The sequence below is a fragment of the Streptomyces sp. M-16 genome (genome assembly GCF_052114405.1).
GTDB lineage: Bacteria > Actinomycetota > Actinomycetes > Streptomycetales > Streptomycetaceae > Streptomyces.
The window spans coordinates 83,980-102,864 of record NZ_JBFRER010000002.1 but is presented as its reverse complement, the minus strand read 5'-3'; the positions used below and the strand labels follow the sequence as shown (position 1 = coordinate 102,864).

Here is an 18,885-nt window from a genome sequence, read left to right as displayed (position 1 = left end):
ACCGCCCGTCCCGGCGCCGTCCCGGCCCCGCCCCGTACCGCCCCGAACGAGGAGCCCATGCGCACATCCCGCAGAAGACCGCAGGCAGCGGCTCCGCGGCCACCCGTGCCACCGGCGCGCGGCCGCCGGGCGCACGCCGGTCCCCCCGCCGAGGAACCACCGGTCCCGGTCCCGGTCCCGGCCCCGAGTTTCGACCGGGCCGGGAGCGCACCCGTCGCCGCGCGCCCCCGGATCCGCCTGCGCCCCGCCACCGTCCGGGCGAAGATCGTCTCGCTGCTGATGGTCCCGGTCGTCTCCCTGCTGGGCCTGTGGGCCTTCGCCACCGTCGCCGCCGCCCAGGACGTCGCCCGGCTCAGCCGGGTCCGGCAGGCCGACGCCGAGATCCGCACCCCAGTCGCGGCCGCCCTGACCGAGCTCCAGGCCGAACGCCGGGCCGCCGTCCGCTTCCTGGCCGATCCGGCCTCCGACCAGGCGGCGGCCCTGGAACAGCAGGCCCGGCGCACGGACGACGCCGTACGGCGGCTCCGCCTCGGGAACCGGCACACCGTCGCCGACTCCGGCGACTACCACGGCGACGTGGTCACCCGACTGGACACCTTCGTCTCCCGCGCGGAAGGGCTCGGCGCGGCCCGCAAGGACGTCACCGAGCGCCGCGCCACCCCGGACGGCGCGTATGCGGTCTACACCGAGGCCGCCGACTCCGCCCTCGCCGTCGAGGGCGCCCTCTCCGGCGGTCAGGACCCCGAACCCGGCCCCGACAGCCGCGTCCTGCTGGAGTTCGACCGAGCCGGCGAGATGCTCTCCCGCGAGGACGTCCTGCTCGCCGTGCCGGGACCCCGCACCCCCGACGCGCTCCGCCGCCTGACCGGTGTGATCGAGAACCGCCGCACACTGACCGCCGCCACCGCCCCGGATCTGCCGACGGCCCAGCGCGCCGCCTGGGAGTCCGTGGCGAAGAGCGCGTTCTACGCCGAGCTCACGGGTGCGGAGGACAAGGCCCTGGCCGCCGCCCCCGCCGGCGGGGCGACGGCGCAGCGGGAGGCCCCCCGCGAGGCGGCGCGCGCTGTGCCCGCGGGGTGGGAGGCCGCGTACACGAGCGTCAGCGGCTCCATGCGCGACATCCGGCTGGCCGCCGCCGCTGCCGGGTCCGCGGGCCGGGCCGACCCGCTCGCCGAGGGCCTGCTCGGCCCCGCCGGGGCGGCGGTACTGCTGGGGCTGGCCGCCGTCGCAGCCTCGCTGGTCATCTCCGTCCGCATCGGCCGCACCCTGGTCGTCGAACTGGTCTCGCTGCGCAACACCGCCCTGGAGATCGCCCACCGCAAGCTCCCGGACGCCATGGACCGGCTCCGCGCGGGCCGGGCCGTGGACATCGACACCGACGTCGAGGCCGGGCCCGTGCCCGCAGGGACCACCGAGGACGAGATCACCCAGGTCGGCACCGCGCTGTCCACGGTCCACCGGGCGGCTCTGAGCGCCGCCGTCGAACGGGCCGAATTCGCCAGCGGGGTGAGCGGGGTCTTCGTCAACCTCGCCCGCCGCAGCCAGGTCCTCGTGCACAAGCAGCTCAACCTGCTGGACTCCATGGAGCGGCGCGCCGACGACCCCGGCGAGCTCGACGACCTCTTCCGGCTCGACCACCTCACCACCCGGATGCGCCGCCACGCGGAAAGCCTGATCATCCTCTCGGGCGCCGCTCCCGGCCGGGCCTGGCGCGTGCCGGTCCCGCTCACGAACGTCGTGCGCGCCGCCGTCTCCGAGATCGAGGACTACCCGCGGGTCGAGGTCCGCGGCCTCGCGGAAGCCGCCGTCGTCGGCGCGTCGGTGGCCGACCTCACCCACCTCCTCGCCGAACTCGTCGAGAACGCCACCCAGTTCTCCCCGCCGCACACCAAGGTCCGGGTCAGCGGCGAGCCCGTCGGCGCCGGGTACGTCCTGGAGGTCGAGGACCGGGGGCTCGGCATGGGCCGCGAGGCGCTGGCCGACGCCAACCGCCGAATCGAGCACTCCGAGGACCTCGACCTCTTCGACAGCGACCGCCTCGGCCTGTTCGTGGTCAGCCGGCTCTCCTCCCGCCACGGGGTGCGGGTGCGCCTGCGGCCGTCGCCCTACGGAGGCACGACCGCGGTCGTGCTGCTGCCCAACTCCCTGCTGCAGGGCGCGATCGAGCCCGGCCCCGCCTCTGTCCCCACCACCCCCGACCCCGGCCCCGCGTCCCCGGCCGGTGCGGGGCAGCCGGAGCGGCCCGCGGCCGTGAGTGTCGTACGGGAGACCGTGCGCGGCGTCCCGGCGCCCGGCCGGCCGTCCGTCCCGGCGACAGCCTCCGTCCCGGCCCCCGCCTCCGCCGCGCCCGGCGCCCCCGGACCGCAGGGGTCGCGCCCCGCTCCGGTCGCCCCCCTCCGGCCGCGCGGCCCCGGTGGCACGGGCACCCGTACGCACCCGGTGTCCGCCCCCGCCCCGGGACCCGTGCCCGCCCCCGCTCTCACCGCCGCGCCGGTCACCGGACTGCCCCGCCGGGTAAGGCAGGCCAGCCTGGTCCCGCAGCTGCGCGAGGCGTCCGGCGCCCAGGCCCCTGGCGCCGGGACCGCCGAGGAGCCCCCGGAGCGCAGCCCCGAACAGGCCCGGGACCGGATGGCCGCCTTCCGGGCGGGCTGGGCGCGCGGCACCCGGGAGACCTCCAACCCGAACGGCGGCCCCCACGCGGGCAGCGAAGGAGAAGTGTGATGATCGAACACCACGGGACGGGCCACGGAACCGGCTACGGGACCGTCCGGGGAACGGCCGGCCGCGGGATCGGCCACGGGATCGGCCACGGCATCGACGCCGACCCGGTGAGCCGGTCCGGCGAGCTGGACTGGCTGCTGGACGACCTGGTGACGCGGGTCCGAGAGGTCCGGCACGCCGTCGTCCTGTCCAACGACGGCCTGGCCGTGGGCTCCTCCAGCGCGCTGAGCCGGGAGGACGCCGAGCACCTCGCCGCCGTGGCCTCCGGGTTCCACAGCCTGGCCAAGGGCGCGGGCCGGCACTTCCGCACCGGGGGCGTGCGCCAGACGATGGTGGAGATGGACGAGGGCTACCTCTTCGTCGCGGCCGCGGGCGACGGCTCCTGCCTGGCCGTCCTCAGCGCGGCCGGCGCCGACATCGGATTGATCGCCTACGAGATGGCCCGGCTGGTCAAGCGGGTCGGCGAGCACCTGTACGCCCCGCCCCGGTTCGCGGTCCGCCCGCCGGCCGCAGGGTGAGGGCGGCGGTCCGGCGCATGGACGACCAGTGGTACGACGCCGAGGCGGGCCCGCTCGTGCGCCCGTACGCCATGACCGGCGGGCGCACGAAGCCGGGGCCCCACGGCGTGCGTTTCGACCTCATCGCGCTGGTCGTGGTGGACCCGGCGGCCGAGGGAACGGGGGAGGAGGCGCTGCTCGGCCCGGAGCACCGGGCGTTGCTGGGGCGCTGCCGCGACGAGACCCAGTCGGTGGCCGAACTCGCCGCCGACGCGGACCTGCCCGTGGGGGTGGTGCGGGTACTGCTCGGTGACCTGTTGGAGGCGGGGCACGTCAAGGTCAGCCGTCCGGTGCCGCCCGCCCGGCTGCCGGAGATGCGGATTCTGCGGGAAGTCATCGAGGGATTGCGAGCGCTGTGATGGGACTGCACGACAACGGACCGGCGGGGCGGGGAGGTTCCGCGACGGACGAGGAACTGGCCGCGCTCGCCCTGAAGATCCTCGTGGCGGGGGGCTTCGGCGTCGGCAAGACCACGCTGGTGGGCGCGGTCAGCGAGATCAGGCCGCTGCGGACCGAAGAGCTGCTGAGCGAGGCCGGCGAGCGGGTCGACGACACCGGCGGGGTCGACCAGAAGACCACGACCACCGTGGCCATGGACTTCGGACGGATCACGATCCGGTCCGGCCTGTCCCTGTACCTGTTCGGGACGCCGGGGCAGGACCGGTTCTGGTTCCTGTGGGACGAGCTCGCGCTGGGCGCGCTGGGCGCGGTGGTCCTCGCCGACACCCGGCGGCTGGAGGACTGCTTCCCGGCCGTGGACTACTTCGAGCACCGGCGGATCCCGTTCGTGGTGGCCGTCAACTGCTTCACCGACGCACGGCGTTACGGGGCCAACGACGTGGCGCGGGCCCTCGACCTGGAGCAGGGGACACCGGTGGTGCTCTGCGACGCCCGCGACAAGGACTCGGGAAAGGAAGTGCTGATCAGGCTCGTCGAGTACGCCGGGCGGGTGCACACCGCCCGGCTGCTCGATTCGGTCGGGCCGCAGGCCGATCCCGTGTGACGTCAGTCGGCGATGCCGGCCGTCGCGATCACCTTGTCGATGGGTACGCGGACGAGGAGTTCGCCGGGGACGGCGTTGCGGCGGCCGAAGGCCTCGCCGCGGTCCTCGCCCATGTAGCGGGAGCCGATCCGCGTCGCCCAGGGGAGCATCTCCTCCAGGTTCTCGCTGATCTCGGCGCGCCCCTGGAGCACGACGTAGGAGAAGGGCGGCCGGTCGTCGTCCACACAGAGGGCGACCCGGCCGTCCCGGGCCAGATTCCGCCCCTTGACGGTGTTCTTGCCTGTGTTGAAGACGAAGGCGTCACCGTCGAGAACGAACCAGATGGGAGCGATGTGCGGGCTTCCGTCCTCGCGGACCGTGGACAGCTTTCCGGTGCGGGTGGAGTGCGAGACGAACGCACGCCATTCCTCTTGAGTCATCTTCTGTGCCATGGGTCCATCCTCCTTGCCGGAAAGGGGCTGGTGGGGAAGGCTTGCGGCACGACCAAGCGGGGTGGGGCGCGGCCACGTCGGCCGCGTCAACGGGGAGGGGCTGGAAATGGCACTGGACAAGCAGCTCGACTGGCTGCTCGACGATCTGACGCGCAGGGTCCCGCAGGTCCGCCACGCGGTGGTGCTGTCCAACGACGGACTGGTGACGGCCGCGAGCGCCGGGCTGGCCCGCGAGGACGCCGAGCACCTCGCGGCGGTCGCGGCGGGGCTGCAGAGCCTGGCGAAGGGGTCGGGGCGGCACTTCAGGGCGGGGGAGGTGCGCCAGACCATGGTCGAGTACGACGAGGGCTTCCTGTTCGTCGTCGCGGCGGGTTCGGGCAGTTCCCTGTGCGCGCTGAGCGCGGCCGAGGCGGACATCGTCCAGGTGGCTTATGAGATGACGCTGCTGGTCAACCGGGTCGGGGAGCACCTGGGGGTCGCGGAGCGGCGGATCACCGGGGGCTGACCGGCGGCCGCCTGGGGCGGAGTTATCCACAGGCCTCGCGCGGGTTCGTCGCACCGAGTTACGGTCTTCACACAGAGTGATCGGCACTCGTGGGGGAGGACCGTGATGAAGGTGCAAGCGCTGGAGCGTGCATCGGCCGACAGGGACGCAGACGGACGGGAGCGGTCCGGGCCGCCCGGGGGCGGGGACCCGCGCGGGCCGCGCCCGGACGTGAGCGGGAACGTGAGCGCGGGAGCGCCCGAGCCCGTGCCGACGGAGACGCCCGGGGACGGGGGTGCGGAGCCGGTTGTGAAGGCGGGTTCGGGGCCGGGCGAGGGGCCGCGCACCGAGGCGTTGGCCGGTCCGTACGGGGGCGGGGGCGGGGACGCCGGCCGAGACGGAGACATCGGCCGGGACGGGGACGCGGGCGGGGGCGCGGGCGGGGGCGCAGGCGGGGGCGCAGGCGGGCCGCGGGCCGATGCGCGGCCGCCGGAGCTGCTGAGCGCGGTCCGGGCCGCCGGGGAACTGGGGCTTCGCCGAAGCGAGTTCGCGCGTGCCGTCCAGCTGGGGCTGGTGCGTCCCGGCCCGCGGGCGGCCGGCGGAGCCGCTCGGTTCGCCCGCGCCGAACTGGACCGGGTCAGGGCGGGTGAGGGGTACCCGGGGACACTGCGGGAGCGGATCGAGACCGTGGCCGGCGCCGACGCCGGGGCACGGGCGCTGGGGACCGGCCCGAGCCGCTTCACCCGGCTCGCGCGCTGCGGGCACCTCACCCCCGTCGGCTACCGGATCAACCGATATCGGGCCGTCGTCTGGCTCTATCTGGCCGCCGAGCTGAGGGAGTTCGCCGCCCGGGAGCCGTGGTTGCTGAGCGGGGCCGCGCCCCCGGGGGACCGGGAGATGCTGGAGGCCAAAGCGGATCTGCGCCCGCGCCGGTGGCGCGGACGGCACGTGGGGCTGCTGTTGAGACGAACCGCCGATCCGTGGGAGCGGGCCGCCGTACTGGCCTCCGTACTGCCCGAACAACAGGTGCGTCAGGCCGTCCCCGACCCGGCGGAACGGATCGTCCTCGCCGCGCTCGCGCCGCCCCCGCCCTACGGCCACCCGCAGGTCCCGGCCGCGGCCGCCGTGGCCGGGCGGCTGCTGCTGGCGGAGCCGCCGGACGAGGTGCACTGGTACCGCACCAGCCTCGACTTCGCCCTGACCGGGGCGCGGGGGCGGCGGGACTCGACCGGGGAGCGGGGTCAGTCGAACTCGACGGGGGAGAGGGGGCCGACGTAGACCCAGGCGCCCGCCTCGCGGGAGAAGGCACTGTGCTCGCGCAGCGAGCCCGTGTGCCCGCCCTCCCGGTAGTGCGCCCGGAACTCCACCGACCCCTCCGTCTCGAACATCCCGCCGCGCTCGGTGGCCAGGATCTCCAGTCGCTCCCAGCGCTGCTCGGGATCCAGATCGAGCCGGTCCGGCCGGGTCGAGGAGTGCCAGGAGCGCATCAGGTAGGCGGTGTCGCCGACCGCGAACGCGCTGAACCGCGACCGCATCAGCAGCTCCGCGGTGGGTGCCTGCCGGGCGCCCGAGTGGAAGCGGCCGCAGCATTCCGGGTAGGCGGCGGGCAGCCCGCAGGGGCAGGGGAGGACCGGGGTGGGCATGTGCGCTCAGCTCTTCGGAGGGGAGGTGACGGGCGTACGGACGGAACCGCCGACGGAACCGCCGGCGGAGGGTTCGGCGGAGAGGCCGACGGGACTACTGCGGGGACACGGCCGGCTTGGCCGCCTCGGCCGGGTACGGGCGGAAGAGACCCTCCTGGACGACGGAGACCAGCAGCCTGCCCTCCACGTCGTAGATGCGGCCACGGGCCAGACCGCGCCCGCCGTGCGCGATGGGTGACTCCTGGTCGTACAGGAACCACTCGTCCGCGCGGAAGGGCCGGTGGAACCACATGGCGTGGTCCAGCGAGGCCATGTCGAAACCGCGCATGCCCCACAGCGGTTCCACGGGGATGCGCACGGCGTCGAGGAGGGTCATGTCACTGGCGTAGGTGAGGGCGCAGGTGTGCACGAGCGGGTCGTCGCCCAGCGGGCCGACCGCCCGCATCCACACCGCGCTGCGCGGATCGGCGTCCTTGAGCTCCTCCGGAGTCCAGCGGAGCCGGTCCACGTACCGGATGTCGAAGGGCTGACGGCGGGCCATCCGCTCCAGCGCCTCGGGCAGCGCGCCCAGGTGCTCGCGGATCTCGTCCACGACCTTCGGGAGCGCGTCCGGGTGGGGGAAGTCGAGGCGGGGAGGCAGCTGGTGCTCGATGCTGCCCTCCTCCGGGTGATGGAAGGAGGCGGTCAGATTGAAGATGGTCTTGCCCTGCTGGACCGCGGTGACCCGGCGCGTGGTGAAGGAGCGCCCGTCGCGCACCCGTTCCACCTGGTACACGATGGGCACCCCGGGGATGCCCGGGCGCAGGAAGTACGCGTGCAGAGAGTGGACCGGCCGGTCGCTCTCGGTGGTGCGGCCGGCCGCCACCAGCGCCTGCCCGGCGACCTGTCCGCCGAACACGCGCTGGAGGGACTCCTGGGGGCTCGCGCCCCGGAAGATGTTGACCTCGATCTGCTCCAGGTCGAGCAGATCGACCAGTCTCTCGGCGGGGTTCGTCATCAGCAGCTCTCCACTGTCGGGTGCGGTGGGTCCGGCCGGCGCGGTGCGCGGGCACCGGCCGGCGGCGTGCGGGGTTCGGTCAGAGCAGCCCGAGCTCGCCGACCGAGGTGACCCGGATGACGGCCCGGCCCTCCTCGTCGGACGCGGCGAGGTCGACCTCGGCGCTGATGCCCCAGCCATGGTCGCCGTTCGGGTCGGCGAACGTCTGGCGGACGCGCCACAGGCCGTGGGCGGGGTCCTCCTCGATCTGGAGGAGCTTGGGGCCGCGGGCGTCGGGGCCGGTGCCGAGGTCGTCGTACTCGTCCCAGTACCCGTCCATGGCCTCGCCCCAGGCGTCGGCGTCCCAGCCGGACTCGGCGTCCAGCTCGCCCAGCACGTTGACGTGGTCCAGGGCCGCCAGCTCGACCCGCCGGAACATCGCGTTGCGGACCAGGACACGGAAGGCGCGGGCGTTCGCCGTGACCGGCTTGACCTGGTCGGCCTTCTCCTGGGCCTGCTCCGCCGTCTCCACCTCCGGGTTCGCCAGCTGCTCCCACTCGTCGAGCAGGCTGGAGTCCACCTGGCGGACCAGCTCGCCCAGCCAGGCGATGAGGTCCTGGAGGTCCTCGGACTTCAGGTCGTCGGGGATGGTGTGGTCCAGCGCCTTGTACGCGCTCGCCAGGTAGCGCAGCACGATGCCCTCGGTGCGGGCCAGCTCGTAGAAGGAGGTGAACTCGGTGAAGGTCATCGCGCGCTCGTACATGTCGCGGATGATCGACTTAGGGGAGACCGGGTGGTCGCGGACCCACGGGTGGCTCTTGCTGTACACGTCGTAGGCGTGCAGCAGCAGCTCTTCCAGGGGCTTGGGATAGGTGACGTCCTGGAGGCGCTCCATGCGCTCCTCGTACTCGATCCCGTCGGCCTTCATCGCGCCGACCGCGATGCCGCGCTCCTTGTTCTGCTGGGCGGCCAGGATCTGGCGCGGGTCGTCCAGGGTGGACTCGACGACCGAGACCATGTCCAGTGCGTAGGACGGGGACTCCGGGTCCAGCAGGTCGAAGGAGGCCAGCGCGAAGGTGGACAGCGGCTGGTTGAGCGCGAAGTCCTGCTGGAGGTCGACGGTCAGGCGGATGGTGCGGCCCTCGGCGTCGGGGGCGTCGAGCTTTTCCACCACGCAGCCGTCCATCAGCGAACGGTAGATCGCGAAGGCCCGCCGGATGTGCCGCAACTGGGCCTTGCGCGGCTCGTGGTTGTCCTCCAGGAGGTGGCGCATCGCCTGGAAGGCATCGCCCGGCCGGGCGATGACCGACAGCAGCATGATGTTGGTGACCTTGAAGCGCGAGGTCAGCGGCTCCGGGTCGGCGGCGATCAGCTTCTCGAAGGTGGTGTCCGACCAGGCCACGAAGCCCTCGGGGGCCTTCTTGCGGACCACCTTGCGGCGCTTCTTCGGGTCGTCGCCCGCCTTCGCGAGGGCCTTCTCGTTCTCGATGACGTGCTCGGGCGCCTGCGCCACCACGAAGCCGGCCGTGTCGAAGCCGGCCCGGCCCGCGCGTCCGGCGATCTGGTGGAACTCGCGGGCGCGCAGAGTGCGGACGCGGCTGCCGTCGTACTTGGTGAGCGCGGTGAACAGCACCGTGCGGATCGGGACGTTGACGCCGACGCCGAGGGTGTCGGTCCCGCAGATGACCTTCAGCAGACCGGCCTGGGCCAGCTTCTCCACCAGCCGCCGGTACTTGGGCAGCATGCCCGCGTGGTGCACGCCGATGCCGTGGCGGACGTAACGGGAGAGGTTCTGGCCGAACTTCGTGGTGAAACGGAAGTTGCCGATCAGCTCCGCGATCTTGTCCTTCTCCTCGCGGGTGCACATGTTGATGCTCATCAGCGACTGCGCCCGCTCGACCGCCTGGGCCTGGGTGAAGTGCACGATGTAGACCGGGGCCTGCCGGGTCTCCAGCAGCTCCGTGATGGTGTCCGTGATCGGCGTGGTCACGTACTCGTAGGACAGCGGGACGGGCCGGCTCGCCGAGCGGACCACCGACGTCGGACGGCCGGTGCGCCGGGTCAGGTCCTCCTCGAAGCGCTTCACGTCGCCGAGGGTCGCCGACATCAGGACGAACTGCGCCTGGGGCAGTTCCAGCAGCGGGATCTGCCAGGCCCAGCCGCGGTCCGGCTCGGCGTAGAAGTGGAACTCGTCCATCACGACCTGGCCGATGTCGGCGTACTTGCCGTCGCGCAGGGCGATGGAGGCCAGCACTTCGGCCGTGCAGCAGATCACCGGGGCGTCGGCGTTGACGGAGGCGTCGCCGGTCAGCATGCCGACGTTCTCAGTGCCGAACAGCTTGCACAGGTCGAAGAACTTCTCCGACACCAGCGCCTTGATCGGGGCGGTGTAGAAGGTCACCTTGTCCTGGGCCAGCGCGGTGAAGTGGGCGCCCGCCGCCACGAGGCTCTTGCCCGAGCCGGTCGGGGTCGACAGGATCACGTTCGCACCGGAGACGACCTCGATCAGGGCCTCCTCCTGCGCCGGGTACAGGGTGATGCCCTGGTCCTCCGCCCACGAGGAGAAAGCCTCGAAGAGGGCGTCGGGGTCGGCGTTCGGCGGGAGCTGATCAATGAGGGTCACACCCCCCATCTTGCCTGGCTTCCGCCTAGAAGAGGGAACCGGCCACCGGGACGAAGATCGTCACGGGTACGCTGTGCCGTCGAGGCGGCCCGACCGAAACGCTCGACGGGGCCCGATCACACACGACCGGGGCGGGACACAGACCATGATGGGGCCGGCGCACTCACTCTCCGGGGCAGCGGCCTGGCTGGGGGTGGGCGCGGCGACGGCCGCAGCCGGCCACCCGATGCCGTGGCCCGTACTGGTCGTCGGCGCGCTCATATGCGCCGGTGCGGCCCTGGCCCCCGACCTCGACCACAAGTCGGCGACGATCTCCCGCGCCTTCGGCCCCCTCTCCCGGGGCCTGTGCGAGGTGGTCGACAAGATCTCCTACTCCGTCTACAAGGCCACCCGCGCCCCGCGCGACCCCCGCCGCAACGGGGGTCACCGCACCCTGACCCACACCTGGCTCTGGGCGGTCCTGATAGGCGCCGGCTCCTCCGCGCTCGCGGTCACCGCCGACCGCTGGGGCGTGCTCGTGCTGCTCTTCGTCCATCTGGTGCTGGCCGTCGAGGGGCTCCTCTGGCGGGCGGCCCGGATGTCCAGCGACATCCTGGTCTGGCTGCTCGGCRCCACGAGTGCCTGGATCCTGGCCGGAGTGCTCGACCAGCCGGGCAACGGCGCGGGCTGGCTCTTCACCGGCCCCGGCCAGGAGTACCTGTGGCTCGGCCTGCCGATCCTGCTCGGAGCCCTCGTCCACGACATCGGCGACGCGCTCACCGTCTCCGGCTGCCCGATCCTGTGGCCCCTCCCCATCGGGGGGAAGCGCTGGTACCCGATCGGCCCCCCGAAGGCGATGCGCTTCCGCGCCGGCAGCTGGGTGGAGCTCAAGGTCCTGATGCCGGTCTTCATGCTCCTCGGCGGCTTCGGCGGCGCCGCGGCCCTCGGCTTCATCTAGACCCGTACTCCGCCGGACCCGCACTCCGCCCGGTCCCGTACGCCCCCGGACCCGTACTCCGCGGGAAGCACACCGCCGGACGTCATGGACCCGAATCGGTGACCCGCGGAGGGCCGGTCCGGTGTCGGCAGGCGCTCCGGCCCCGGGTGCCCGGCTCTGGGAGCCGGGCACCGCGGGGCGGGTCAGCCGTGCCAGGAGCGCCAGAGGGCCGCGTACGCCCCGTCGGCCGCCACCAGCTCGTCGTGCGAGCCCAGCTCGCTGATCCGGCCGCCCTCGACCACCGCGATCACGTCCGCGTCGTGCGCCRTGTGGAGCCGGTGGGCGATCGCGATGACCGTACGGCCGTCCAGCACCCTCGCGAGCGAACGCTCCAGGTGCCGTGCGGCCCGGGGGTCCAGCAGCGAGGTCGCCTCGTCCAGCACCAGCGTGTGCGGGTCCGCCAGTACCAGCCGGGCCAGCGCGATCTGCTGGGCCTGAGCCGGAGTCAGCGCGCTCCCGCCGGACCCCACCTCGGTGTCCAGCCCCGTTTCCAGGGCCCGCACCCAGCCGTCCGCGTCCACCGCGTCCAGCGCCGCCCACAGTTCGGCGTCGGCCGCACCCGACCGGGCGAGACGCAGATTGTCCCGCAGCGATCCCACGAAGACGTGGTGCTCCTGGTTGACCAGCGCCACGTGCTCCCGCACCCGCTCCGCCGGCATCCGCGACAGCCTCGCGCCACCGAGCGTGACCTCACCGGTCCGGGGCGCGTAGATGCCCGCCAGCAGCCTGCCCAGGGTGGACTTGCCCGCGCCCGAGGGACCGACCAGCGCCATCCGGGTGCCCGGCGGCACCGACATCGACACCTGGTGCAGGACGTCCACGCCCTCCTTGTAACCGAACCGGACCTCCTGCGCCCGCACCTCCCGGCCCCCGGGGGCGACGGTGCCGTCCCCGGCGTCCGGCTCGATCTCGCGCACGCCCACCAGTCGGGCCAGCGAGACCTGGGCGACCTGGAGCTCGTCGTACCAGCGCAGGATCAGGCTGATCGGGTCGCCCATCATCTGCGCCAGCAGCGCCCCCGTGGTCAGCTGCCCGACCGTCATCCAGCCCCGCAGCACGCAGTACCCGCCGATCATCAGCACGGAGCCGAGGATCGTCACGTAGGTGATGTTGACGACGGGGAAGAGGACCGTCCGCAGGTACAGCGTGTACCGCTCCCAGGCCGTCCACTCCTTGATCCGCCGCTCCGACAGCGAGATCCGGCGCCGCCCCAGCCGGTGCGCCTCCACGGTCCGTCCCGCGTCCACCGTCTCGGTGAGCGCCGCCGCGACCGCCGCGTACCCGGCCGCCTCCGAGCGGTACGCCGAGGGCGCCCGCCGGAAGTACCAGCGGCAGCCGACGACCAGGACCGGCAGCGCCACCAGCGCGGCCAGCGCCAGCGGCGGAGCGGTGACCACCAGGGCCCCGTAGAGCAGCCCGGCCCAGACCACGCCGATGGTCAGCTGCGGCACGGCCTCGCGCATCGCGTTGGCCAGCCGGTCGACGTCGGTGGTGATCCGCGAGAGCAGGTCGCCGGTCCCCGCGCGCTCCAGGACGCCCGGGGGCAGACCGACCGACCGCACCAGGAAGTCCTCGCGCAGATCGGCCAGCATCTCCTCGCCGAGCATCGCCCCGCGCAACCGCACCATCCGTACGAAGAACGTCTGGACGGCCAGCGCCAGCGCGAACAGCAGCGCCACGCGCCCCAGATGGAGCTCACGCGCCCCCGACGAGAGCTCGTCGACGACCTGACCCAGCAGGGAAGGGCCCACCATCGAGGCGACCACCGCCACCGTGTTGACCCCCACCAGCACCACGAAGGCCCGCCGGTGACGGCGCAGCAGGCCGCGCACGTAGCCCCGTACGGTCGCCGACGTGCCCACGGGCAGCGTCGCGGCCGTCTCGGGGGCCGCCGGATCGTGCTCCGGGGGCGCCACGCCGATCATGCGGATTCCTCGATCCCTGTGAGTTCGTCTGCCGGCCCCGCCAGGCCGATCCCGGCGCGCCGCTGTTCCTCGTCCGTCTCGCGGGTGACGACCGCCCGGTAGCGCGGCTCGCCGAGCAGCAGCTCGCGGTGCGTGCCCGCGGGCAGGGCCCGGCCCTCGTGGACCAGGACGACCCGGTCGGCACGGTCCAGCAGCAGCGGCGAGGACGCCAGCACCACCGTCGTGCGCCCGGACCGCAGGGCCGCGATCCCGTCGGCGATCCGCGCCTCGGTGTGCGAGTCCACCGCCGAGGTCGGCTCGTCCAGCACCAGCACCTCCGGGTCGGTCACCAGCGACCTGGCCAGCGCCAGCCGCTGGCGCTGCCCGCCGGACAGCGAGCGGCCGCGTTCGGTGATGCGGGCGTCCATCGGGTCCCGCACCGTGTCGGGGGCCGACTGCAGCAGCGCGTCCAGGACGTCGTCGCACTGCGCGGCCTCCAGCGCCGCCGCCGGGGTCACGGACCCCGAGGCCGGCACGTCGAACAGCTCGCGCAGCGTCCCGGAGAGCAGTACCGGGTCCTTGTCCTGTACGAGGACCAGCTCGCGGGCCGTGTCCAGCGCGAGCTCGTCCAGCGCGACCCCGCCGAGCAGCGCGGAGCGCGCCCCGGCGACGGCGTCCGTCGGATGTCCCCCCAGCCGCTCCGCCAGCCGGCCCGCCAGGTCCGGGTCCCCGCACACCACCGCCGTGAAGGCGCCGGCCGGGGCCAGCACCCCCGTCTCGGCGTCGTACAGGTCCCCGCCCGGCGCCGGAGCCCGAAGGGCCCCCGCCGCGCCGGAGTCGGCCGGGCCCTCGTCCCCGGTGCGCGTCAGCGACAGCACCCGCGCCGCCCGTGCGGCGGAGGGCCGGGAGAAGGAGTAGGCCATCGCGATCTCCTGGAAGTGCCGCAGCGGGTACAGCATCGTGGCCACCGCACTGAAGGCCGCCACGAGTTCGCCCACCGCGAGCCGTTCGTCCGCCACGAGCCCGGCCCCGTACCAGACCACCGTGATCATCAGGGCGCCCGGGAGCAGCACCTGCACGGCCGCGATCAGCGCCCACATCCGGGCACTGCGCACGGCGGCCCTGCGGACCTCCTGCGAGGCTTCCCGGTAGCGCCCGAGGAACAGTTCCTCACCGCCGATGCCCCGCAGGACGCGCAGGCCGGCGACGGTGTCGGAGGCCAGCTCGGTGGCCTTGCCCGCCTTCTCGCGCTGGACGTCCGCGCGCCGGGTGGCGCGCGGCAGCAGCGGCAGGACGGACAGGGCGAGCACCGGGACGCCCACGGCGACGACCGCGCCGATCGCGGGCGCGTAGAAGAGCAGGCCGACGCAGATCGCGGCGACGGTCAGGGCTGCGGCGAGGAACCGGGAGACGGCCTCGACGAACCATCCGATCTTCTCGACGTCACCCGTTGACACGGACACCACTTCGCCCGCCGCGACCCGGCGGGTCAGGGCGGAGCCCAGTTCGGCGGTCTTGCGGGCCAGCAACTGCTGGACCCGCGCGGCCGCCGTGATCCAGTTGGTGACGGCGGTGCGGTGCAGCATCGCGTCGCCGAGCGAGATGGCGATACCGAGCAGCAGGAGCAGCACGCCGACGCGGAGCAGTCCGCCGCCGTCGCGGCGCACGACCGCCTCCACGCCGAGTCCCACGGTGTACGGCAGCCCGGCGACGCCGCCGAAGTGGAGGAGCCCCCAGGCCAGGCTGCGGGCCTGGCCGCCGAGTTGTCCCCGGCCCAGCCACAGCAGGAACCTCGGGCCGGTACGGGCGTCCGGTACTCCGGGATCCGGATACGGAAGATCGCTGATCTGCATGACGCCCCATGACTGGTCGAGTAGGCCGAACCCCGCAAGGTTCGTCTTCYCGGACCGGCCCCGGCAATCGATTTTCCGGTGGGTGGAAGTGCGCCCCGCGCGTGTTGCGGGGGAACGGGACGCCCGGCGTCCGGCGCGGCCCGCCGCCCGCGCCGGGCGCGTTCAGGGGCGCGTGGCACGCTCCAGCGCGAGCAGCGCCGAGGAGTAGCTCCGCCCCGTGGCCCGGTCCATGCCCACCTCGCACATGCGGTTCGCCGACAGGTGCGCGTCGAACTGCCGGGCCGTCACCTCCGCGGCCTCGCGGGCCGTCGCCGATTCCGTCAGCTCCGGGTGCAGCATCCCCCGGTCGCCGGCGAAGGCGCAGCAGCCGGCGTCGTCCGGGACGACCACCTCGTCGGCGCAGGCCTCGGCCACCGCGCGCAGTTCGGCCTCGTCACCCAGATGGCGCATCGAACAGGTGGGGTGGAGGACAGCGGACCCGACCGTGCGCAGTACCTCCAGCCGGGGCAGCAGTTCGTGGGCCGCCCAGACGACGGAGTCGACGATCCGCAGTTCCGCGTGCAGGGCCCGGTTGTCCTCCGTCAGGTACGGGACCACCTCGCGCGCGATGCCGAGGGTGCAGGAGGAGGCGTCGACCACCAGGGGCAGTCGGCCGCCGGCCGTCCAGCCCCAGGCGGCCTCCACGATCCGGTTGGCCATCACCCGGTTGCCGTCCTCGTACCCCTTGGAGTTCCAGATCGTCGCGCAGCAGGTGCCGGTGACGTCGCGGGGGATCCACACCGGCTTCCCGGCCCGCGCCGACACGGCCACCACCGCTTCCGGCAGGGAGGGCCCGGGATCGCCCGCGGGTCCGCCGAAGATGCGGTTGACGCAGGCCGGGTAGTAGACCGCGGCCGCGCCCACCCGCCGGGTCGTGGGCAGTGCGGGGGCGGCGGCACCGGGGACCTGCGGCAGCCAGAGCGGCACCAGGTCGGGGCGTACGGCCTTGCGCGCGGCCTCCGTCGCCACCGTCAGGGGGCGGTCCCCGACCGTGGAGGTGATCTTGTCGGCGGCGGCCACGGCCAGCCGCGCGGCCGCCTCGACGGTCCGGAACCGCCGGGCGGCCAGGGCGGCGGCGCGTTCCTCGCGCGGGCCGTGCCGCAGGTGGCGGAAGTCCTTCATCAGGGCGCCGGTGTCGATGCCGACGGGGCAGGCGAGGGCACAGGTGGAATCGCCCGCGCAGGTGTCGACGGCGTCGTGGCCGTAGGAGTCGAGCAGGCCTTCGAGGACGGGGGAGCCGGGCGGCTGGCGCATCATCTCGCGGCGCAGCACGATCCGCTGGCGCGGTGTGGTCGTCAGGTGCTCGCTGGGGCAGACCGGTTCGCAGAAGCCGCACTCGATGCAGGGGTCCGCCACGGCCTCGACCCGCGGGATCGTCTTCAGTCCGCGCAGATGGGCCCGGGGGTCACGGTCGAGGAGGATGCGCGGGGCGAGGACGAGGTCCGGGTCGACGAGCCGCTTGGTGCGCCACATCAGGTCGGTGGCCCGCGGGCCCCATTCGAGTTCGAGGAAGGGGGCCATGTTGCGGCCCGTGGAGTGCTCTGCCTTCAGCGAGCCGTCGAACCGTTCGACCGTGAGCCGGCAGAAGGCCTCCATGAAGGCGGCGTACCGGTCGACGTCGGCGGGCACGGAGGCGTCGAAGGCGAGCAGGAAGTGCAGGTTGCCGTGGGCGGCGTGGCCCGCGACGGCCGCGTCGAACCCGTGCTCCGCCTGGAGCACGAGGAGTGCCTCGCAGGCCTCGGCGAGCCGGGACGGGGGGACCGCGAAGTCCTCGGTGATCAGGGTGGTGCCGGGGGCGCGGGCCCCGCCGACGGCGGTGACGAAGGCCTTGCGGGCCTTCCAGTAGCCGGAGACGACCGCGGGATCGCCGGTGAAGGTGTTCGTGACGGAGGCGACGGGGGCCACCAGCTCCAGTCCGGCCAGCACCCCGGCCGCACGGCGCTCGTGCTCCGCGCGGCCCGCCGCGTCCGGGGCCCGGAACTCCACCAGCAGCGCTGCCGTGCCCCTGGGCAGCTCCGCCCAGTCGGCCGGCACGCCCACGACGCTGACGCAGGCGCGCAGGGTGTTGCCGTCCATCAGCTCCACGGCGAGGGCCCCGGCCGCGTTGAACAGCGGTACGGCCGCGGCCGCGGCGGGCAGGGAGGGGAAGAAGAGCAGGCCGGTGGTGAGCTCGCGGTCCAGGGGGAGGGTGTCGAACACGACCTCGGAGATGAAGCCGAGGGTGCCCTCGGAGCCGACCATCAGGCCGCGCAGGATCTCCACGGGGGTGGTGCCGTCCAGGTACGCGTCGAGCCGGTAGCCGGTGGTGTTCTTGATCTCGTACTTGGCGCGGATCCGGGCGACGAGGTCCGGGTCGGCCTCGATCTCCCGCTTGATCTCCATCAGCCCGTGACACAGGGCCGGCTCGGCGCGGGCCAGTTCCTCGTCCGCGAGCGGGTCGGCGGTGTCGACGACGGTTCCGGTCGGCAGCACGAGGGTGAGGGAGGAAAGGGTGCGGTACGAGTTCCTCGTGGTCCCCGCCGTCATGCCGGAGGCGTTGTTCGCGACCACTCCGCCGAGGGTGCAGGCGATGGCGCTGGCCGGGTCGGGCCCCAGGATCCGGCCGTGCCGGGCCAGGGCGGCGTTGGCCCGCAGGACGGTGGTGCCGGGCCCGATGCGGGCGCGCCTGCCGTCGTCCAGGACCTCGATCCCGGCCCAGTGGCGGCGGACGTCGACCAGGATGTCCTCGCCCTGGGCCTGGCCGTTGAGCGAGGTTCCGGCGGCGCGGAACACCACCTCGCGCTGTCTGCCGTGCGCGTAGGACAGGACGGCGGAGATGTCGTCGATGTCCTCGGCGATCACCACGACCTGCGGTACGAACCGGTACGGGGAGGCGTCCGTGGCGTAGCGGACCAGGTCGGAGACCTTCCAGAGCACCTTTTCGGCGCCGAGCAGTGCGGTCAGCTCGGTGCGCAGCACCGAGGGGGTGCCCGGGGCCATGTGGTCGGGGACACGGTCGGGGGCCGGGGCGCCGGGGCTGTGCGGGCGCAGCGCGCCCGGCTTCGGTTCCAGCAGCGGCATGTGGAGCCCCTCCGTGTCCTGGTCCGTCCGTCAGCCGGGCGCCGGCGGCTCCCGGCTCAGCAGCCGCCCTGGGCGGGGGCGTCGGCCAGCGCGTTCAGCAGGCCGCCGAGCACCTCGCGCTGTGGCGCGGTCAACGGAGCCAGGATCTCCTCTGCGGCGTCGGTCCGCGCGCTGCGCAGACGGCGCAGCGTGGCGCGACCGGTTTCGGTGAGCTCGATCCGGATGACGCGGCGGTTGGCCGGGTCGGGGGCGCGGCGCACGCAGTCGGCCGCCTCCAGGCCGTCCACGAGGGTGGTCACGGCCCGGGGCACGACCTCCAGGCGCGTGGCCAGATCGGCCATACGGGGCGGCCGGTCACCTCCGTAGTGCGCGACGAGCCGCAGCAGCCTGCCCTGGGCCGGGGTGATCCCGAGCGGCTCCATGTGGCGCTTCTGGATGCGGTGGAGCCGCCGCGTGAGGCGCAGCAGCTGCTCGGCGAGTACGCCGTCGGTGGAGTCCGGGGTGGGGTCGGCGGCGGACCCGGCGGCGGAGTCGCGGATGTCGGTCTCGGAACCGGTGCTCATACTGGGAAACAGTACCAGGACCGGATTCATTGTGAGCATAGGTAACAATGAG

The 18,885-nt window shown here is 73.7% G+C and carries 15 protein-coding genes; 7 read left to right on the top strand and 8 right to left on the bottom strand.

Annotated features, from left to right (window positions below):
• Nucleotides 1–57 precede the first annotated feature (57 nt).
• From AB4039_RS01565 to AB4039_RS01550, 4 genes are read left to right on the top strand one after another with little or no spacing between them, the layout of a single operon-like run.
• Nucleotides 58–2,721: a sensor histidine kinase gene (locus AB4039_RS01565; protein ID WP_442269790.1), complete on the top strand. Its 2,664-nt coding sequence runs from the start codon at nucleotides 58–60 to the stop codon at nucleotides 2,719–2,721.
• A complete protein-coding gene (locus AB4039_RS01560) occupies nucleotides 2,721–3,239 on the top strand; it encodes a roadblock/LC7 domain-containing protein (RefSeq protein WP_266837272.1) in 519 nt (172 codons plus the stop codon). Before AB4039_RS01565 ends, AB4039_RS01560 begins: the two co-directional genes overlap by 1 nt.
• 17 nt (nucleotides 3,240–3,256) lie before the next feature.
• Complete coding sequence (locus AB4039_RS01555) at nucleotides 3,257–3,637, top strand: DUF742 domain-containing protein (RefSeq protein WP_266837270.1); 381 nt, start codon at nucleotides 3,257–3,259, stop codon at nucleotides 3,635–3,637.
• Complete coding sequence (locus AB4039_RS01550) at nucleotides 3,637–4,281, top strand: GTP-binding protein (RefSeq protein ID WP_371679955.1); 645 nt, start codon at nucleotides 3,637–3,639, stop codon at nucleotides 4,279–4,281. Before AB4039_RS01555 ends, AB4039_RS01550 begins: the two co-directional genes overlap by 1 nt.
• 2 nt (nucleotides 4,282–4,283) lie before the next feature.
• Here the strand turns inward: AB4039_RS01550 and AB4039_RS01545 are convergent, their stop codons facing one another.
• Nucleotides 4,284–4,712 (bottom strand): PPOX class F420-dependent oxidoreductase, encoded by a 429-nt coding sequence (locus AB4039_RS01545; RefSeq protein WP_266837266.1) that lies wholly within the window; start codon nucleotides 4,710–4,712, stop codon nucleotides 4,284–4,286.
• Between the two features lie 106 nt (nucleotides 4,713–4,818).
• Here AB4039_RS01545 and AB4039_RS01540 point away from each other — a divergent pair, with 106 nt between their 5' ends.
• Both AB4039_RS01540 and AB4039_RS01535 read left to right on the top strand, forming a co-directional pair.
• Nucleotides 4,819–5,217: a roadblock/LC7 domain-containing protein gene (locus AB4039_RS01540; protein ID WP_042809302.1), complete on the top strand. Its 399-nt coding sequence runs from the start codon at nucleotides 4,819–4,821 to the stop codon at nucleotides 5,215–5,217.
• Between the two features lie 246 nt (nucleotides 5,218–5,463).
• The gene (locus tag AB4039_RS01535) at nucleotides 5,464–6,474 is read left to right on the top strand and encodes a DUF6397 family protein (protein WP_442269789.1); all 1,011 of its coding nucleotides are present in this window, start codon (nucleotides 5,464–5,466) and stop codon (nucleotides 6,472–6,474) included.
• Here the strand turns inward: AB4039_RS01535 and AB4039_RS01530 are convergent.
• The 3 genes from AB4039_RS01530 to AB4039_RS01520 all read right to left on the bottom strand — a co-directional run bounded on the left by AB4039_RS01530 (nucleotide 6,438) and on the right by AB4039_RS01520 (nucleotide 10,438).
• On the bottom strand, nucleotides 6,438–6,839 hold the full coding sequence (locus tag AB4039_RS01530) for a YchJ family metal-binding protein (protein ID WP_266837261.1): 402 nt from the start codon (nucleotides 6,837–6,839) through the stop codon (nucleotides 6,438–6,440). The two genes, AB4039_RS01535 and AB4039_RS01530, sit on opposite strands and share 37 nt — an antisense overlap.
• A 94-nt stretch (nucleotides 6,840–6,933) precedes the next feature.
• Nucleotides 6,934–7,836 (bottom strand): acyl-CoA thioesterase, encoded by a 903-nt coding sequence (locus AB4039_RS01525; protein WP_266837259.1) that lies wholly within the window; start codon nucleotides 7,834–7,836, stop codon nucleotides 6,934–6,936.
• Between the two features lie 79 nt (nucleotides 7,837–7,915).
• Nucleotides 7,916–10,438, bottom strand: coding sequence for a DEAD/DEAH box helicase (locus AB4039_RS01520; RefSeq protein WP_442269788.1), 2,523 nt, complete (start codon nucleotides 10,436–10,438; stop codon nucleotides 7,916–7,918).
• Nucleotides 10,439–10,583: 145 nt separating this feature from the next.
• Here AB4039_RS01520 and AB4039_RS01515 point away from each other — a divergent pair, with 145 nt between their 5' ends.
• The gene (locus AB4039_RS01515) at nucleotides 10,584–11,375 is read left to right on the top strand and encodes a metal-dependent hydrolase (RefSeq protein WP_442269787.1); all 792 of its coding nucleotides are present in this window, start codon (nucleotides 10,584–10,586) and stop codon (nucleotides 11,373–11,375) included.
• Nucleotides 11,376–11,557: 182 nt separating this feature from the next.
• On the opposite strand, the gene AB4039_RS01510 is transcribed toward AB4039_RS01515, so the two are convergent.
• The 4 genes from AB4039_RS01510 to AB4039_RS01495 all read right to left on the bottom strand — a co-directional run bounded on the left by AB4039_RS01510 (nucleotide 11,558) and on the right by AB4039_RS01495 (nucleotide 18,833).
• Nucleotides 11,558–13,339: an ABC transporter ATP-binding protein gene (locus AB4039_RS01510; RefSeq protein WP_442269786.1), complete on the bottom strand. Its 1,782-nt coding sequence runs from the start codon at nucleotides 13,337–13,339 to the stop codon at nucleotides 11,558–11,560.
• A complete protein-coding gene (locus AB4039_RS01505; protein WP_442269785.1) occupies nucleotides 13,336–15,171 on the bottom strand; it encodes an ABC transporter transmembrane domain-containing protein in 1,836 nt (611 codons plus the stop codon). Before AB4039_RS01505 ends, AB4039_RS01510 begins: the two co-directional genes overlap by 4 nt.
• A gap of 162 nt (nucleotides 15,172–15,333) precedes the next feature.
• Nucleotides 15,334–18,270, bottom strand: a complete 2,937-nt coding sequence (locus AB4039_RS01500) for an FAD-binding and (Fe-S)-binding domain-containing protein (protein WP_266837249.1) — start codon at nucleotides 18,268–18,270, stop codon at nucleotides 15,334–15,336.
• A gap of 56 nt (nucleotides 18,271–18,326) precedes the next feature.
• Nucleotides 18,327–18,833, bottom strand: a complete 507-nt coding sequence (locus AB4039_RS01495) for a MarR family transcriptional regulator (protein ID WP_266837247.1) — start codon at nucleotides 18,831–18,833, stop codon at nucleotides 18,327–18,329.
• Between the last annotated feature and the right edge of the window lie 52 nt (nucleotides 18,834–18,885).

Bases quoted from the DNA above. Each gene is read 5' to 3' on its own strand.
- AB4039_RS01565 (WP_442269790.1), top strand. From the start codon at position 58: ATGCGCACATCCCGCAGAAGACCGCAGGCAGCGGCTCCGCGGCCACCC.
- AB4039_RS01560 (WP_266837272.1), top strand. From the start codon at position 2,721: ATGATCGAACACCACGGGACGGGCCACGGAACCGGCTACGGGACCGTC.
- AB4039_RS01555 (WP_266837270.1), top strand. From the start codon at position 3,257: ATGGACGACCAGTGGTACGACGCCGAGGCGGGCCCGCTCGTGCGCCCG.
- AB4039_RS01550 (WP_371679955.1), top strand. From the start codon at position 3,637: ATGGGACTGCACGACAACGGACCGGCGGGGCGGGGAGGTTCCGCGACG.
- AB4039_RS01545 (WP_266837266.1), bottom strand. From the start codon at position 4,712: ATGGCACAGAAGATGACTCAAGAGGAATGGCGTGCGTTCGTCTCGCAC.
- AB4039_RS01540 (WP_042809302.1), top strand. From the start codon at position 4,819: ATGGCACTGGACAAGCAGCTCGACTGGCTGCTCGACGATCTGACGCGC.
- AB4039_RS01530 (WP_266837261.1), bottom strand. From the start codon at position 6,839: ATGCCCACCCCGGTCCTCCCCTGCCCCTGCGGGCTGCCCGCCGCCTAC.
- AB4039_RS01525 (WP_266837259.1), bottom strand. From the start codon at position 7,836: ATGACGAACCCCGCCGAGAGACTGGTCGATCTGCTCGACCTGGAGCAG.
- AB4039_RS01505 (WP_442269785.1), bottom strand. From the start codon at position 15,171: ATGCAGATCAGCGATCTTCCGTATCCGGATCCCGGAGTACCGGACGCC.
- AB4039_RS01500 (WP_266837249.1), bottom strand. From the start codon at position 18,270: ATGCCGCTGCTGGAACCGAAGCCGGGCGCGCTGCGCCCGCACAGCCCC.
- AB4039_RS01495 (WP_266837247.1), bottom strand. From the start codon at position 18,833: ATGAGCACCGGTTCCGAGACCGACATCCGCGACTCCGCCGCCGGGTCC.